Source organism: Seramator thermalis (genome assembly GCF_004138125.1).
In the GTDB taxonomy this organism is placed as follows: Bacteria; Bacteroidota; Bacteroidia; order Bacteroidales; family Dysgonomonadaceae; genus Seramator; species Seramator thermalis.
The window spans coordinates 48,425-65,258 of sequence record NZ_RXHS01000015.1 but is presented as its reverse complement, the minus strand read 5'-3'; the positions used below and the strand labels follow the sequence as shown (position 1 = coordinate 65,258).

13 protein-coding genes are annotated in these 16,834 nt (G+C 38.6%); 11 read left to right on the top strand and 2 right to left on the bottom strand.

Translation table 11 applies throughout. The annotated features are described in order from the left end of the window. Positions 1-174 precede the first annotated feature (174 nt). Positions 175-459 carry a hypothetical protein gene (locus tag EJN84_RS10490; protein WP_129594639.1) on the top strand — a complete coding sequence of 95 codons (285 nt, stop codon included), beginning with the start codon at positions 175-177 and terminating at the stop codon, positions 457-459. A 519-nt stretch (positions 460-978) separates the two neighbouring features. Here EJN84_RS10490 and EJN84_RS10485 read toward each other — a convergent pair. Then, positions 979-1,665 carry a response regulator transcription factor gene (locus EJN84_RS10485; protein WP_129595378.1) on the bottom strand — a complete coding sequence of 229 codons (687 nt, stop codon included), beginning with the start codon at positions 1,663-1,665 and terminating at the stop codon, positions 979-981. Then, positions 1,637-3,025, bottom strand: a complete 1,389-nt coding sequence (locus tag EJN84_RS10480; protein WP_165004266.1) for a sensor histidine kinase — start codon at positions 3,023-3,025, stop codon at positions 1,637-1,639. The genes EJN84_RS10485 and EJN84_RS10480 overlap by 29 nt, the downstream gene beginning before the upstream one ends. Before the next feature lie 546 nt (positions 3,026-3,571). On the opposite strand from EJN84_RS10480, the gene EJN84_RS10475 reads away from it, so the two are divergent. From EJN84_RS10475 to EJN84_RS10435, 10 genes are all read left to right on the top strand, one after another. Next, positions 3,572-4,300 (top strand): hypothetical protein, encoded by a 729-nt coding sequence (locus tag EJN84_RS10475; RefSeq protein WP_129595376.1) that lies wholly within the window; start codon positions 3,572-3,574, stop codon positions 4,298-4,300. A gap of 54 nt (positions 4,301-4,354) precedes the next feature. Next, positions 4,355-6,688: a TonB-dependent receptor gene (locus EJN84_RS10470; RefSeq protein ID WP_129595375.1), complete on the top strand. Its 2,334-nt coding sequence runs from the start codon at positions 4,355-4,357 to the stop codon at positions 6,686-6,688. 6 nt (positions 6,689-6,694) lie between these two features. Continuing rightward, the gene (locus EJN84_RS10465) at positions 6,695-6,976 is read left to right on the top strand and encodes a cysteine peptidase family C39 domain-containing protein (protein WP_129595374.1); all 282 of its coding nucleotides are present in this window, start codon (positions 6,695-6,697) and stop codon (positions 6,974-6,976) included. A gap of 86 nt (positions 6,977-7,062) precedes the next feature. After that, the gene (locus tag EJN84_RS10460) at positions 7,063-9,471 is read left to right on the top strand and encodes an outer membrane beta-barrel family protein (RefSeq protein WP_129595373.1); all 2,409 of its coding nucleotides are present in this window, start codon (positions 7,063-7,065) and stop codon (positions 9,469-9,471) included. A gap of 13 nt (positions 9,472-9,484) precedes the next feature. Continuing rightward, positions 9,485-9,910 carry a cysteine peptidase family C39 domain-containing protein gene (locus EJN84_RS12400; protein WP_238944004.1) on the top strand — a complete coding sequence of 142 codons (426 nt, stop codon included), beginning with the start codon at positions 9,485-9,487 and terminating at the stop codon, positions 9,908-9,910. Between the two features lie 81 nt (positions 9,911-9,991). Then, complete coding sequence (locus tag EJN84_RS10450; protein ID WP_129595372.1) at positions 9,992-10,186, top strand: hypothetical protein; 195 nt, start codon at positions 9,992-9,994, stop codon at positions 10,184-10,186. A 416-nt stretch (positions 10,187-10,602) separates the two neighbouring features. Beyond that, the gene (locus EJN84_RS12275) at positions 10,603-10,773 is read left to right on the top strand and encodes a hypothetical protein (protein WP_165004263.1); all 171 of its coding nucleotides are present in this window, start codon (positions 10,603-10,605) and stop codon (positions 10,771-10,773) included. A gap of 61 nt (positions 10,774-10,834) precedes the next feature. After that, complete coding sequence (locus EJN84_RS10445) at positions 10,835-12,301, top strand: radical SAM/SPASM domain-containing protein (RefSeq protein WP_101486943.1); 1,467 nt, start codon at positions 10,835-10,837, stop codon at positions 12,299-12,301. Positions 12,302-12,316: 15 nt separating this feature from the next. Further along, on the top strand, positions 12,317-14,617 hold the full coding sequence (locus EJN84_RS10440; protein WP_129595371.1) for an outer membrane beta-barrel family protein: 2,301 nt from the start codon (positions 12,317-12,319) through the stop codon (positions 14,615-14,617). A 12-nt stretch (positions 14,618-14,629) separates the two neighbouring features. Beyond that, positions 14,630-16,831 carry a peptidase domain-containing ABC transporter gene (locus EJN84_RS10435; protein WP_129595370.1) on the top strand — a complete coding sequence of 734 codons (2,202 nt, stop codon included), beginning with the start codon at positions 14,630-14,632 and terminating at the stop codon, positions 16,829-16,831. The last annotated feature ends 3 nt before the right edge of the window (positions 16,832-16,834 follow it).

Genomic DNA, 16,834 nt, shown 5'->3' with positions numbered 1-16,834 from the left:
TCATCGGGGTACCCGATCTGCGCAGGGAGCGTGCCGTCAGGCAAAAGACAAGCTGTTTGAGCCGCCGTCAGGCGGAGAGTTATTTGTCTTTTAGTGAACAAGCAGCTATCGGGTCGATGAGGAGATGCAGTCTTGATTTTTTTTGCATGCTTTTTTGCATCAAGGCAAAAAAGCATGTGGGGTTTGGGGCAAAGCCCCAACAAGTCCACAGACGAATATCCACGCAGGCAGAAAGCGATAACCATGCTTTTCTGGCGAATCGAATTGGCTGCCGTGGAAAGTGGCACTCCTGCCATTTATGATGCACTCATAAACGAATTGAACGAATGGATGATTTCCTGTCGTTTACTCGTCAAGAGTCGCATTACACGCACTGCCAATCGTAAAGTGTCGGACGAAACAGGTTCTGATAAAAAGGAAGCAGTCGCGATGTCTGCTCAAACTTCCGCGACTGCCTAACGCATAGCTTTGTTTCGTAGTGAAAAAGCCTCGTATGCCTGTTATCGGGGCTTTTTTTATTTGCCCCCGTATGTGATTTAAATGAAACGAAATCTGTTTTGTTTTTACGAATGAATAACGTTCTTCGCTTAATTGATGATTTTAATTGACTTGTTTAGCTTTTCTTGCCCGTTACAGATTGGATTTACATGATTTTTCAACCGCATTTGTTTTGTTTCCATTCTTAATTTAAGATACACACCGTAAAACTAAAACTTTCCGCCGTCAATTTCTACTTTTCATTTGCAAAGATGAGAAAATTTTTCGCATGGCGCAAAAAAAATGCTTTTTTAACACGATAAAAAGGTTTAAATAACGTTTAAATAGTAAAGGAAGAGAAATCAATATCATGTTTGTAAGTTAATTGCAATCATTTTAAATACACTTCAACAAATTCGATTCAATTATTTGCGAGGATTCAATTTCCGATTTACAGCATTATCGCCCGGATTGCAAACTCTGCCGGGTGCAGGTGCATTTCTAATCGCTCTGTTTAATGTTTAGTCTGTAGCCGATGCTTTTAATATTTTGAACTTCGATATCGTGATCGATTTCAAAAAGTTTTCGCAACTTCGAAATGAGATTGTTTATCGATGCTTCTGTTTCCGGATAGGTTTTGTTCCATATTTTCTCCGATAGGGTTTCATTACTTACCACCTCGTTTTTGTTTTGCAGCAATAGAAGCAACACATTATACTCCAACGGACTAAGCTGTTTTACGAGATTATGTCTGTAAAGCAGCTCGCGGGTGTTTAAATTCAGCGAATAACAACCGATCCCGGCGAAAGTTTCTTTCTCTCTTTCGGGATGAGTGAAGCGATCGATATATATTTTCAGTTCCTGTATATCGAACGGTTTGCGAAAATAATGAACACCACCGCTACCAATGCCGCGGCGGATACTATCCATATCGGTATGCGAAGAAATGAACAAGATCGGCAACGACGGATGGGTTTGAATCATTTCCTTGGCTTTTTCAATACCGTCGTCTTCGCCCACTTCAACATCCAGCACGGCGATGGAAGGCTTGAATTCCCGAATAATGCCCTCGATTCCCGCCAACGAGTTCTGATAATGCACTCGATAGCCGTCGGCCGTAAGTATCATGCTGATCAGGTTACCCAAATCGATGTCGTCATCAACCAATAATACTTTTGTCTGTTCCATATTTTTCTGAAATTTTTTTGGGAAGAAGGATGGTGAAAACACTTCCTTCGCCCACACTGCTTTCTACAGTTATTTTTCCGGAATGTGCCTGAACGATCCGTCGGGTAAAGGCAAGACCTATACCGTGATTTTTCAACGATGAACTTTTATCGGCGCAATAGAATTCGCGAAATATCTTTTTTTGATCCTTTTTTGCTATTCCCTTCCCGTTGTCGGCAAAAGAAAGATAGATATACCTGTCGTCGCCAACGGCCGAAATTCTTATGTATGGTTTGTCGCCCGAATACTTCACGGCATTGTCCAGCAGATTTCGCACGCAGGCATCGAAATACACCGGATCTGCCGAAAGTATAACCTCTTCCTGAGGTTCAATGCTATACGCAATGTCTTTTCCGTTGTAAATCACGCGAAGTTCTTCTATGATTTCTCTGCACCGCGAGGTAAAATTATATGGCTCGCGACATATCCGAAGGGACTGATCCTTGCTCTTCATTGCCGATAAAAGAACCTCAATCTTATTCGACAAATATTTTACACGAGCTTTCGCCCTTGAAAACATTTCTTTCTTCTGATCGCCCGGTTCGTTTTTTTCAAAAACGCTCAACAGCGTATATACATACGCAAGTGGCGATTTCAGGTCGTGAACGATGCCGGTTACTGCGTGTTTGTGCGCCTCCAATTCGTTGGCTTGCCGTTTTAAGCCGGCTAATTGATAAATCAATAGGATGGAAATCAGAATGATGGCAATGGCCGAAAAGGCTACTGTCGAACGCAGACGTTGCGTGAAAATGGTTGGTCGAAACACTACCTGCGCATGGTATCGATACTTTCCGGTTTTCCCTATCGGAATTAGTATATTCACACCGTTGGCAGTGTCCTTTAAAACAGTCCGTGCATGTTGTCCCACGTACCTGTCGCGCATCGTCGAATCGTTTTTTTCGATGCTCATGGAATAGGCGGCAATTTCGGGATAGAACGCAAATTCTTTTCTGAAAAGCGAGTCGATAGGTTCGAGCGGAATCTTGTTTTCCTGCAAAAGGTCTTCGGCAAATACACCTACCAAAAAATTGCCCAGATTTTTATCCGAAGAATATTCTTTGGTATCAAACGAACCTTTGATGACGGCATTTTGAGGAATTGTGCCGGGATCAGCAGGTTTCATCTCGAAATTTAGGTTGTCCAGATTTCCAGAAACTTGCTTCGAGAGACAAAACGCCACAATACTTTCAAGGGTTTGCTTCAACTCTGTTTCGAGACGCTGTTTGTCGCGTTCCACCAATTGTTGCACCCATACGATTTGTGAAACGATCAGTAGAGCAATGGCCGCCGCAGAAAACAGGATCAGTATATTCCGTTTCATGATGAAGCATCTGGTAATGCAAAAATAGGAAGAAAAAACCGAAAAGCGTTTCATGTATGATGGATTAATTGAATTTTTTCCCTGTTTTTGAAATGAGGAAAGATATCAATTTTTAGTTAAATATTCGTAATTCAGCCGTTTTGGTTAGATTGGTTAGACAAATATTAGACGTTTGTTAGAAAGGGTTTCAAATAAAAGCCCCAACTTTGACCCCTTGTAAACCGGAAAAAATTTCGAATCGTATGGAAAAGACAACATGCACCGACAACCTGTTCGAACCGGAGCAGGATTTGATGACAAACACAGCTACGGCTGCGGTGAAAGGTGGGACTGCGAACGCCGATGAAGAGGAATGAAAACTTATTTATATCGACGGAAGGCCGGTTTGGGTTAAGGAGAGACAGCGGTGGACGAATCGTGGAAATCAAGACGCTGTGATCATCCTAACAGAACGTTGAATAACGTCTTTTATGTAAGAATAACCGAAATTGGATTTGCAAACTTATTCGAGGCAAAAATTAAAGAATCATTATAATGTAAATGAATATGAGAAAAATAACTATCTCTTTAGCTCTGCTAATATTCGTTTTAACAACCTGGACCACATATGCCCAAAATTCCATATTTTTTGCCGGACATGTATATATCGAAGATGACAATACCGGTAAGCAAACTATGATACCGTTTGCAACGGTGCGATTTTATGACGTTAATAATCCTTCGAAAACCCTTGCCACGCGAATTTCGGCATTGGACGGGAGTTTCGATTTGAAAGGATTCAGTACCGATAACACTTACATCGTGAAAGTTAAAGCTCCGGGCATCGAAGAACAATCCTTTATTACACGTCCGAACAATGGACGCGTAAAGAGTGGAAACCTGAGTACGCACACACGATTGCAAGTGGATAAGAATTACAACAATCCGGTGAAAAAACAGTCGTTCTCGCCCGAAAGTATCTCTGGTGAAAAAAATATGACCATTGAAAGGATGATTCAAAAATTGCCGAATTTGGAGATTGTCGACAACGATATTATGACCAAAAATGGTGGTTCGGTACGCCTGATGATAAACGGTATGAACATTGATGGCTCTGCTTTTGCGAAGTTGAAAGGATATCCGGTTGCAGGCGTGGTGAGAAGCATAGATTATTACGATTTGTCCTGCTTCGACGATTCGGCGTACGATGGTGTGGTGAATATTCGGCTTTTGAAAGGAAAAGAAGCAATTGCCCCCGACTATAAACTCATCAGTTTGAAACCTTATAAGAAATAAAACACTTGTCGACAAATAAATTGCATTCATTCTAACACAAAAAACAGCCATTTCGTGAAACATCTTTATATACTCGCATTGTTCTTTACCATGGTTGAAAATATATTTTCGCAGGTACAGCTGCAAGGCATAATTTCTTCATCAAATAATGGCAAAACCGTTCCTATCGAATTTGCCAACATCGTGCTTTACAGTGAAGCAGACTCCACAGAAATGATTGCCGGTACGGTAAGCGATTTAAAAGGCAATTACCTGTTCGGACACTTGGAAACGGGAAGTTATCGGATCGTGATTTCATGCATCGGGTACAAAACTTTATCGCAGCCGATTCGCATTGTGATGCCGTCGAGTGGAGATATGCTGATTAGAAATTATACCTTGGAACCCGACAGCAAACAGCTTTCGGAAGTGGTTGTCGAAGGACAGTTTCGTCATCAATATATTGATCATGCAAGCTATACTTTTACGATGCAGGATATAAAATCGGCCCGTTACTCGAAGGATTTACTTGCTAAACTTCCCGAACTTACGGTAGATGCTCAATCGCAAAAGATTAAATCGATGAAAGGAGGTTCTTTGCTTATTCTTGTAAATGGGGCCACAGCAACGGATAATGAACTTAAAATGCTGCCTCCGGACAAGGTATTGCGGGTAGAATATTACGATTTTCCCCCTGCCCGTTATGCGGGTGTTGGAGCCGTCGTCAATATCATTACTCGTTCGCTGAACAACGGCTATGGCGTAGGATTGGATTTGTCACATGCCTTTACCACCGGATTTGCCAACGACAATGCTTATTTTGCCTACAATAAGGGCCGCAATCAGTTATCCATTGAATACGCTCTCAACTATCGGAATTACCGGAAAAGGGAAAGCAACGAATTATATCGTTATACACTGAAGGATGAAGTTCGCGAGAGTCAGTATTTTCGAAAAGATAAATTCGGATACGCAACAAATACGCTAGGGTTGAAATATACCAATCAAATGATCGATCGCTATATTTTTCAGATTGCTTTCAAACCGAATTTCGAAAACCGCTTTTCAAATGGATATTCCGACATAACAAATACGTTCGGTGATCATAAAGAATTGTATTACGGAACGAATGATAACAAAACTCGTATTTTCAGCCCGGTAATCGATATGTATTTTTGGAAAGGGCTGTCGAAAGAGCGAGGTGAAATATCTATAAACCTGGTAGGAACGATGTTTCGCACATCTGTGAATAACAAGGTATACGAATATCTGCAACCCGACCTATTGCAAACGCTGGAAGATAAAATGAATCTCGAAAACCGTAAACGGTCGCTTATCGGCGAAGTAGCTTATACTAAAAAAATGAACTTCACCAATTGGAATTCAGGCTACAAAATGGATGCCGGTTGGCTCGATTCGGATATCGACAATTTGTTGGGTTCTTTTGATTACCGGTCGCATTATATCGAACATTATCTATATAGTGAAATATCCGGGATGAAAAATAAATATCTTTATCGGTTAAGTTTAGGGGGAAAATATGTGATGGAAAAAAGTTATTCCAACGATTACAATCAATTTGTTTTTACACCTCAGATATTGGCAGGCTATCAAATCAACGATCGCAACACGATTCGTCTGCTTTTTACTCGGGACACGGAACTGCCTTCGGTTTCCGATTTGAGTAATAATGCGCAAGTAATCACATCGGATATTATTTCGAAAGGCAATCCTTTATTGGTGAATGCTACTCAAACTATTACGGCACTCATGTACACGTTAAACCATCGTTTATTGAACTTGAATGCTGCCCTTTTATATTCATATACCGACAAACCCATCCATCAATATTTTACAGAAGACGGCGGTAATAATTATATCGCGCTCACAAAAGAAAATGCTGCGTATGGGAAGCAATATGGAGGTTATCTTTCAGGACAATTCAAACCTTTCGGAAAGGATATATTTTCGATTAAAACATCCGCACAATTTTTTCGTGAGCAAGTGAAAAGTAATCTTGTCGGGAATATCTTTAACTGGTATATACCCGTGGATGTTGAAACGATTATTCAAACAAAAAAGTGGATGCTTTCTTATCAATATCGCTTCACTTCGAGGAGTTTGCAAGGAGCGTATTTGATACGCGATGAAAATCAATCCCATTTTATTGCCCGCTATAATCACAATCAAAACTGGTCTCTCACGGCAGGTATGCTTTGGATGTTTACTCCTTCACGTTATCATAATGAAACGGTCCCCGGCAGCCTGGTATATCATCGAAAAGAAACCAAAATCCGGGATAATAAATCGATGTTCGTCATTGGCTTTAGTTGGAATTTCAACAAAGGCAAAGATTACAAGGTCAACCGTACATTAATCAATGAGGACAAGGATGCTGCTACTTTTTAGTAAACAATGAGAAGATTTGTTATCATTTATCAACCCGACGCGATGGACTGCGGTCCGGCATGTGTCTGTATGATTGCAGAGCATTACGGCAAGCAATACGCTTTGGAGCATTTGCGCGACAACTGTTTCATCGGGCGGGAAGGTGTGTCGATGTTGGGGATTAGCAAAGCGGCGGAGAAAATCGGCTTTCATACGGTCGGCGGAAGGCTCCCTTGCAAGGAGCAAGCCCATCCATCAGAATTGAAACTTTTCTTCCGTCTGCTGGCGGAAAAATCCGGAAGGGATTGAGAGGCGCTGCAAAGATGACGAAAACAATAGGAATGAAGTAATAAGATACCTGCAATTACATAATGCAAATGTAAATTTTTAACTATATGAGAAAGTTTTTTTTAATGGTATCCATTGATTTATTATTTTTCCCCTTCTATTTGCTCTGTCAATATTCTTTAACCGGAAAAGTAATAGAGGAAAAAACAAAAATGCCCTTAGATTTCGTAACTATAATTATCTATGATTCAGATTCAACGTTACTTAAAGGTTGCATAACGGATAAAAATGGGAACTTTAAGTTAAATGATATCCAGCCGGATGATTATAGGGTAGAAGCTCGCATGGTTGGATATCGTAGTAAACATCTAACTTTGAAAATAGACAGAGATGTAGACCTGGGTATTATTCCGTTAGAAGAAAATAATATTGAATTACAAGAAATTGTAGTAGAAGGAACGCTCCCGCCTATACAGCAAAAATCTGATCGAATAATAGTGGCCGTAAATTCTTTTATGCTTACTGTGGGGAAAAAAGCATTTGATATTATTAAATATCTTCCGGGTGTGGTTGTCACTTTGGACAATCAAATATCTGTAATTGGTAAGGATGCTGTTATTTATATAAACGGAAAACCGGCAGATATAACAGGAACGAGCGTAAATGGTATTTTAAATAACTTGCCGGGAGATCGGATTGAGAGCATAGAAATTATTACAAATCCGCCATCGCGTTACGATGCAGGATATTCCGGTGCGATTATTGATATTAAGCTGAAAAAAGACAAATCATTAGGATATAACGGATCGTTATCTATGGCATTAGGAATAAAAAGCACGGGATTGGTTTATATGCCGACTGTAAATTTGAATTTTCAATCCAAGAAATTTAATATCTATGGTATATATGGGTTGAACAATGGCCGGTATGAACAAAAAATTTCCGAGCAAAGAAAATTCATGAGTCTAGCGCCTCCTATTGAATATGACGAACATAGTTTATACAAACCAAGTGGAACCAATCAATATGCGAGATTTGGTGTTGATTTTTTTATTTCGCCTATCCATACTATAGGTTTTTTATCGAACACCAATTTATATAATGGAGGCAATACAAATCGTTCTACAACTTTTATAAAAAAAATTGGGTCTTCCGATATTGATTCGAGTATTATTTCCCCCATAAATATGGATATTGATTCAAAAATGTATTCTTTCGATTTGAATCATAAGTGGATTATTGATTCTAATAAAGTATTGAATTCGGACATAGTTTATTCTTACGCAGACCATTCTCAAGAGCAAAAGATGGTTCTTAATTATTATGACGCCAACAATGAAATTTTACATCCTCAAAAAGGGAAAGGACATAATGTCTTTCAAAAGAGTGACGCTTGGGTTATAAAAACGGATTACGAAAGTACATTTTTAGGAAATGGTCGTATTGAAACAGGAGCACAATTTAGCCAAATAAAAAGAAATAATGATCTTTTGGAATTCGTTTTAAATAAAGATAGCTGGGAAGAACAAAATTCCATGTCAAATAATTTTACTTACAAAGAACAAATAGCCGCATTATATTTTAACTTATCTAAAAAATGGACGGATTTCAACGCATCTATCGGTTTACGTGGAGAACAAACTTATCAAAATGGGTATCAAATGGCTAATGATAGTAGTTTTTCGCATCACTATTTCGATGTATTCCCTTCGGCATCTTTGCAATACCTGTTCAAAAATAACCAATTTTTATCACTATCTTATACGTATAAAATTAATCGACCTTCTTTCAGTATGCTCAATCCATTTAAATTTTATACTTCACCAAATACATATACAGAGGGCAATCCGGACCTTAGTCCTTCCTATGTGCATAACATACAATTACAATATAATCAACGCAGATTCTTTGTTACATTATCATATAGTGAATATGACGGATTATTTATACAGGAACCTTTTCAGAATGATGAAAGTCAAGAGTTTAGTTATACCTATAAAAACTTCGGATCAGCAAAAATTTATGCTGTTTTATTAAATGTACCCTTTAGGATTTCAAAGTGGTGGAATTTAAATTTTAATGGGAATGGCTATTATAGAGATTATAAGTCCCGATTTATGGGAGATGATTTTAATCTTTCGTTTTTTAACGGAAGTTTTCAGATCAATAATCAATTCATAATTAATAATGGCATAAAATTAGAATTGAATGGCTTTTTGTCTTCTTCAAATCGGAATATTGCTACAAAAATAGATAGGATGGGTAGTTTGGATCTGACTTTACAAAAAACATTATGTAACCGTAAAGGGAATCTTTCAATATCTCTTCAGGATCCTTTTAGATGGAATCAGTTTAAATCTGTCTTAAAATACAAAAATATTGATGCAACGAGTCATATTATTCCGGATATGAGAATATTAAGAATTTCTTTTACTTATAATTTAGGTTCAGATAAAGTGAAGCAATCGAGGAAAAGAAATACAGGTATTGAAAGCATTGAAGAAAGAATGAAATAAAATTAGTTATCAAATGTCCTTCCCATTTATCCACCAACCTGACGCGATGGACTGCGGTCCGGCATGCCTCTGCATAATTGCGGAGCATTACGGCAAGCAATACGCATTGGAGCATTTGCGCGACAACTGTTTTATCGGGCGGGAAGGCGTGTCGATGTTGGGGATTAGCAAAGCAGCGGAGAAAATCGGCTTTCATACGGTCGGCGGAAGGCTCACATTCGATAAACTGGCAGAAAAAGCGTTGCTGCCCTGCTTAACGCATGTTCGCAAACTTCTGATGGAAACTACAGGAGTTTGTTCCCTGTATTTGGTCTTGCATCCAAGTTCGATGACGCTGAACTCGAACGAGCGGAAAATTTTCCCGGTCTTAAAATTTGAACGCCTCATTTTTCAGTTAAATTTTCATAATTCAGCTGTTTTGGTTAGATTGGTTAGATAAATATTAGACGTTTGTTAGAGACTGTCTCGGAAAAACATCCCAATTTTGACACAACATAAACCTGAAAAAATTTCGAATCGTATGGAAAAGACAACATGCACCGACAACCTGTTTGAGCCGCAGCAGGATTTGATGACAAACACAGCTATGGCTGCGTTGCAAGGTGGGACTGCGAACGCCGATGAAGAGGAATGGGAACTTATTTATATCGACGGAAGGCCGGTTTGGGTAAGGAGAGACAGCGGTGGACGAATCGTGGAAATCAAGACGCTGTGATCATCCTAACAGAACGTTGAATAACGATTTTTATGTAAGAATAACCGAAATATTAAAAACGGAATAATTAAGAAAAAGAAAGCAGTCAGTGCCGAAATCCACGTCCCTCCTCTCGGTGCCCGAGGACACGAGAGAGGGAGAGTGGAAGCCTCCCTTGCAAGGAGCAAGCCCATCCATCAGAATTGAAACTTCACTTCCGTCGGTTGACGGAAGAACCCGGAAGGGACTGAGAGGCGCTGCAAAGATAACAAAAACACGGTAATTGTTTACCGGATGCCACCGAAAGTGAAGAAAAGTAGCCGGTAGGATGGTGCAGTAATTTCCCCCGAAACCGATCATCGGGTTGCTGTATGAAAGAACAATGGACGCGGATTCGAAAAGCGAGACGAGTAGAAAATGTTCTAATAAATATAATTATGAAAGAAAATATTAAAAACAAAGATTTTATAAAAGACTTAGAAGTGATTAAGGAATTCCAACTCGAAGAAATTAAAGGAGGAGTGACTGATCAACTTAGTGAAGAAAAATGTGCATCATGTTGTCAGCTAGCTTTAGGAGGAGGTAGTGCTTCTCGAGAAGTTGATTAAATTGAGATATTTTTAATTGTGAGTAACGGATATATTGTCCGTTACTTTTAAATATTTTTTTATGGAAAAGCAATATATTATCAATCCTAGATATATTCTAAGGAATGAGTTGGACAAGATTGTCCTTTTAATGAAACCTGATCCTGTTTCTCCAACATTGATTTGCGTTTTGCATCCTATCTACGCGATGATTTTATGTTTTGTTGATGGATGTCCTATTAAAGAGGCAGTTGTAAAAGCTTCAAACTATTTAGGAATTGGCGAAAAAGAAATTATGAATATAATACTTCCTCTTATTGAAAATAAAAAAATAATAAAAGGATTTGGATCGATATTCCCTAAAGACTTTTTGATCGAATATAAGTCAGGGATGGAAAGACGTAAATACAATCCTGATGATTTTCAGTGTTCTAATTTAAATTTAAAATTATCAAGATTAAAAGCCCCGGCTGATATCATTTGTAATATCACAATGAAATGTTATACTGATTGCATGTATTGTTATGCTGATAGACATGGACATTTAAATTATAAAATGTCCCCTGAAAAAATTTGTAATATTATTGATGAAGCATATAATTTGGGAGCGGTAAGTTTCAAACTAATGGGCGGAGATATTTTTCAGTATAAAGAATGGGAAATTATATTGGAGAAATTAAAATCTTATGGCTATAATCCTTGCTTATCAACAAAATATCCACTAAAGGAAAAAGATGTATGTAAACTTAAAGAAATTTTAGACGACAAAATACCTTTGCAAATTTCTTTAGATACTCTCATTCCTAAAAATATCCAAAGCATCCTACATGTAAAAGGAGAACAATATAAAGATGACATTATATCTTTCATAGAACTTTTAGAAAAATATGAAGTTAACTATATAATTCATACTGTACTAAATTTGTATAATGATACTGTTGAAGATATTAAATCTATTGAAGATCACATAATTAATAGAAAATTTCTTCAAGAATGGTTCGTTGATTCAGCAAAATGTTCTATGTATTTACCTTATGATTATTCTTATTATAAACCTTCAAAGGAGAATGTTATAAAAATAGCTTCATATTTGGAAAATCTATCAAAGAGCATGGATTCTTTTAAAATTCACATTCCCAAAATCGTGAAAAATCACAATAAAATAGATCAAGAAAAGAAAAGTAGAATTTTCAATAGCCGCGTTTCTTGTTCAGGAAATGTTAGTTCAATGTATATTTTACCAGATGGAAAAGTAACAATTTGTGAAGAATTATATTGGCATCCTCATTTCATTATAGGGGATTTAAATTTAAATAGTATCGAAGAAATATGGAATTCGCCTAAAGCTCATTCGCTCTTTTATTTAAATCAATCAGATATATCAAAAGATAGTCCTTGCAGTATATGCAAGGATTTCAAAGATTGTCATTCATATAAACATGTTTGTTGGAGAGATGTAATTTTGGCTTACGGCACTAACAATTGGGATTTCCCTGATCCATTTTGTCCTTTGGCTCCCCCGATTTTAAAAGATATTTCTATGGAATAATTTCAAAGTATAACAATGAAACATTTATACACTTCTCTATTAATATTAGCATTTGCTTGTTATTCAGATTTATATGCTCAAAATACGATAAAAGGGAAGGTGATCGATGAGAATAATATTCCAATTGAATTGGCCAACGTAGCATTATATACGTTGCCCGATTCTTCACTGATTGCCGGATCGGTCACGGATAGTTTAGGTAGTTTCTTGATCTTTTCAGACCGGATTGATGACACATTTTTACGGGTTTCAATGATCGGCTATGAGCCCCAAAGCATGAAAACGAAACAGATGCAGACGGTTATATTGCACCCATCAGCTACGTGGTTGGATGAAGTAACAGTTTCCGGCAGAAGAAAAATTTTAAAAATGGAAAACGGTGCGATTAGAGTTGACGTAAAAAATACTGTTCTTGAAACACTTACCACAAGTAAAGAAGTAATTGCGCAATTACCTTTTGTTGCAGTTAAAGATGAAAATTTTACCATATTGGGTAAGGGTAAACCTCTTATATATATTAATAACAGATTGATAAGAGATGAAAATGAATTGAATCAGCTTTCGCCAAAAGACATTAAATTCATTCAAATAATAACCGCTCCAGGAGCTCAATACGATGCTACCGCAAAATCAGTGATTAAAATTACTTTGGAAAAAACTGCTGGAGAAGGAATAAGCGGCATGATTTATATGAAAGAAGGATATTCAAACGTTTTTTTCGGCAACGAATACCTTTCACTCAACTACCGAAAAGGAAGTTTTGATGTTTTTGGTTCATTAGATTATGTACATGACAAATATAGCTCTAATTTTTTATCTGATCAATTTATAAGTGAAACAGAGGGCAGAAGTGAACAAATTACTATAGAGAATGAAGATGGAAAAACAATCATAACCAATCCTATGGTGGGAATCACCTTCAACCCCAATAAAAATATTTCGACCGGATTGAGATATACGTATAAAAATAACAATTATAGCGGCAATGCTTATAATAAAATTGAAAATATTCAATCATTCGGGACAGAACAAATAGCTCAAAACACACATGTAACTCGTCATCCGAATACACATCAAGTTAATGGTTATTTTGATGGTTCATTAAGCGATAACTTATCGCTTAATATAAATATGGACTATTTAAAAGGTGACGAAAAAAACCTGCAAGATTCTTACCTTGTGGAAAATCCCGAAGATATCATCCACAATGAAAATCTTCGTAACTATTCATTATTTGCAGTCAAAGGAATATTGTCTTACAGTTTTCCGGCCGGAATTTTATCCATGGGTTCAGAATATTCTCATACCCGTATCATTCAAAAATATTTCATCAATAAACCTGAATTGGGCATAACAAATACCAACGATGAATTAAAACAGAACCGAAGTGCCATATTTGCTACCTATCAAATACAAAAGGGAAAGTATGAAATGAATGTAGGTGTACGTGCCGAAAATATTCGTTTTAATTATTTTGAAAATGAAGTGTTGAACAAAGAACAATCAAAAAGTTACAGTAAATTTTTCCCAAACCTTTCGCTTTCTTATGTAAATGACAATTTTCAAGGTATGCTTGGATATGAGCGTAAAATTAAATATCCGACTTATTCACAGTTGAGGAGCAATGTTCAGTATTCATCACCTTTCATTTATGAAGCAGGTAATCCATATTTGTTGCCGGAGATTTCCAGTAATATTACCGCGATGTTTTCATGGAAAGATTTGCAGACAATGGCAAGCTATTCATTTAATAGGAATGATATACAACTGGTTTTTTCACAGTTTCAAGATAAATCGATTATTTTATTGAAAAACGAAAATGTGTCTACAAGCAAAGAAGCCAATATTGGTATTTCGTTTGCTCCCACTGTGGGACTTTGGAAACCGAGATTTGAAGTTACGGGGATGAAACAATGGTTACATTTTGAAAATATTCCTCAAAATTATTCCTCTCCCATTTTTATGGCAAAATGGAATAATACCTTCTTATTTCCTGCAGATTGGACTTTTCGTTTAGATGCAAATTATCAGTCAAGCGGACATAGTGGAGTTATATATTTAGAACCATCATGGGGTGTCAATCTTAAATTATCCAAACAGTTTTTTAATAAGGAAATGAATGTAATGCTGGCTGCTAATGATATATTTAAGACAAATCGCGATAAATGGAATGTGAATTATGGTAATATCGGTATGGAATACGATAGAACAATTCATTCACGCCTTGCTTATATTACAATAACATACAATTTCAATTCAACGAAAAATAGATACAAAGGTCAACAAGCAAGCGATGAAATAAATCGCTTGAAATAAATTTATTTTATAATGTCCTTCCCATTCACCAAACAACCTGACGCGATGGACTGCGGTCCGGCATGCCTCTGCATGATTGCAGAGCATTACGGCAAGCAATACGCATTGGAGCATTTGCGCGACAACTGTTTTATCGGGCGGGAAGGCGTGTCGATGTTGGGGATTAGCAAAGCAGCGGAGAAAATCGGCTTTCATACGGTCGGCGGAAGGCTCACATTCGATAAACTGGCAGGGAAGGCATTACTGCCCTGCATCGTGCATTGGAATCAGGATCACTTTGTGGTGGTTTACGATATCAAGAAAAAAAGGAAAGGGTATGAAGTATATGTTGCCGATCCCGGAAAAGGATTGATCACCTATACCCAGGAAGAGTTCTGCGACCACTGGGTCAGCACACAAACGGGTGGCGAAGAAAAAGGGGTGGCTTTGCTTTTGGAACCGACCCAATTGTTCTATGAACAGGAAGGCGATCAACTACGCTCGAAAAACCGCGTAAAATTTCTCGGTAGTTACCTGTTGAAATACAAGCGTTTTTTCGGGCAGTTGATATTGGGATTGTTCATCGGCAGCATCCTGCAGCTTATTTTCCCGTTTCTCACACAGGCCATCGTGGACACCGGCATCAGCGGCAAAGATATTCATTTTATCTGGCTGGTGCTCCTTGCCGAGATGATGCTGTTGTTCAGCCGCACGGCGATCGATTTCATCCGGCGCAAAATTCTGCTGCACATCAGCACCCGCATCAATGTTTCGCTCATATCCGATTTCTTCATCAAGCTGATGAAACTGCCGATGAAATTTTTCGACACCAAACTTACGGGCGATTTGCTGCAACGTATCGAAGACCATCGTCGCATCGAAAATTTCCTGACCAACCAGACGATTTCCGTTATTTTTTCGGTATTCACCTTCATTATCTTCTCCATTGTCCTGTTTATCTACAACGTTCCCATCTTCCTCGTATTTATTGTCGGCAGCATCCTCTATGGCGCATGGATCATGATCTTTCTGAAAAAAAGACGTGTGTTGGATTATAAGATGTTCGAGCAGCAAGGTCTCAACCGCAATGTGGTATATCAACTGATTACCGGCATGCAGGAAATCAAACTGCAAGGCTGCGAACAGCGCAAACGCTGGGAATGGGAAGATGTGCAGGCCGACCTGTTCGACGTAAACATGCAATCGCTCAATCTCCGGCAAAACCAGGAAGCAGGCGGCATCTTCATCAACGAGCTGAAAAATATGCTGGTAACCGTCCTCGCTGCTACGGCCGTAATCAACGGCAATCTGACTTTGGGCATGATGTTGTCCGTTCAGTATATCATCGGACAATTGAACAGTCCGGTGGAACAGCTTATGGGTTTTATCTATCAATGGCAGGATGTGAGCATCAGCCTCGACCGCATGAACGAAATCCATACCCAACAGAACGAAGAAGACGAAAACCGCCATATAGCGACGCTTTCGGACGGCGATTGCGGGATACGGATCCAAGATCTTTGTTTCAAATACGATGGAGCGCGACCTGACTACGTGCTGAACAACATCAATCTGACGATTCCTCAGAACAAGGTAACGGCAATTGTGGGAGCCAGCGGCAGCGGAAAAACCACGTTGATAAAATTGTTACTCGGTTTCTATAATCCCAACGAAGGGAATATTTATGTGGGGAAGGAAAATTTATCGGAGTTCAGCTTGTCGTGGTGGCGCAGTCAGTGTGGTGCGGTAATGCAGGAAGGATATCTGTTTTCGGACACGATTGCCCGCAACATTGCCGTATCGGACGATGAAATCGATCTGAAACAGTTGCGCCATGCTGCCCGTGTAGCCAATATTGCGGAGTATATCGAGGAGCTTCCGTTGGGATACAACACGAAGATCGGTCAGGACGGACAGGGTATCAGTCAGGGACAACGACAACGCATCCTCATTGCGCGCGTTGTGTATAAGAATCCGCGAATTGTCCTTCTCGACGAGGCAACCAATTCGTTGGATGCCAACAACGAAAAAGCCATCGTAGAAAATCTTTCCGATTTTTATGAAGGAAAAACGGTTGTTGTGGTGGCTCATCGATTAAGCACAGTAAAAAATGCCGATCAAATTGTTGTGCTCGACGGCGGAAGAATTGTCGAGACCGGTTCGCATACCGACCTGACAAGGGGGAAAGGCAAGTATTACGAATTGGTGAGAAATCAACTTGAACTGGGAAATTGATCG

What these genes read in the sequence shown, in the direction of transcription:
- EJN84_RS10490 (WP_129594639.1), top strand. Translation starts at nt 175, where the DNA reads ATGTGGGGTTTGGGGCAAAGCCCCAACAAGTCCACAGACGAATATCCA.
- EJN84_RS10485 (WP_129595378.1), bottom strand. Translation starts at nt 1,665, where the DNA reads ATGGAACAGACAAAAGTATTATTGGTTGATGACGACATCGATTTGGGT.
- EJN84_RS10480 (WP_165004266.1), bottom strand. Translation starts at nt 3,025, where the DNA reads ATGAAACGGAATATACTGATCCTGTTTTCTGCGGCGGCCATTGCTCTA.
- EJN84_RS10475 (WP_129595376.1), top strand. Translation starts at nt 3,572, where the DNA reads ATGAGAAAAATAACTATCTCTTTAGCTCTGCTAATATTCGTTTTAACA.
- EJN84_RS10465 (WP_129595374.1), top strand. Translation starts at nt 6,695, where the DNA reads ATGAGAAGATTTGTTATCATTTATCAACCCGACGCGATGGACTGCGGT.
- EJN84_RS10460 (WP_129595373.1), top strand. Translation starts at nt 7,063, where the DNA reads ATGAGAAAGTTTTTTTTAATGGTATCCATTGATTTATTATTTTTCCCC.
- EJN84_RS12400 (WP_238944004.1), top strand. Translation starts at nt 9,485, where the DNA reads ATGTCCTTCCCATTTATCCACCAACCTGACGCGATGGACTGCGGTCCG.
- EJN84_RS10450 (WP_129595372.1), top strand. Translation starts at nt 9,992, where the DNA reads ATGGAAAAGACAACATGCACCGACAACCTGTTTGAGCCGCAGCAGGAT.
- EJN84_RS12275 (WP_165004263.1), top strand. Translation starts at nt 10,603, where the DNA reads ATGAAAGAAAATATTAAAAACAAAGATTTTATAAAAGACTTAGAAGTG.
- EJN84_RS10445 (WP_101486943.1), top strand. Translation starts at nt 10,835, where the DNA reads ATGGAAAAGCAATATATTATCAATCCTAGATATATTCTAAGGAATGAG.
- EJN84_RS10440 (WP_129595371.1), top strand. Translation starts at nt 12,317, where the DNA reads ATGAAACATTTATACACTTCTCTATTAATATTAGCATTTGCTTGTTAT.
- EJN84_RS10435 (WP_129595370.1), top strand. Translation starts at nt 14,630, where the DNA reads ATGTCCTTCCCATTCACCAAACAACCTGACGCGATGGACTGCGGTCCG.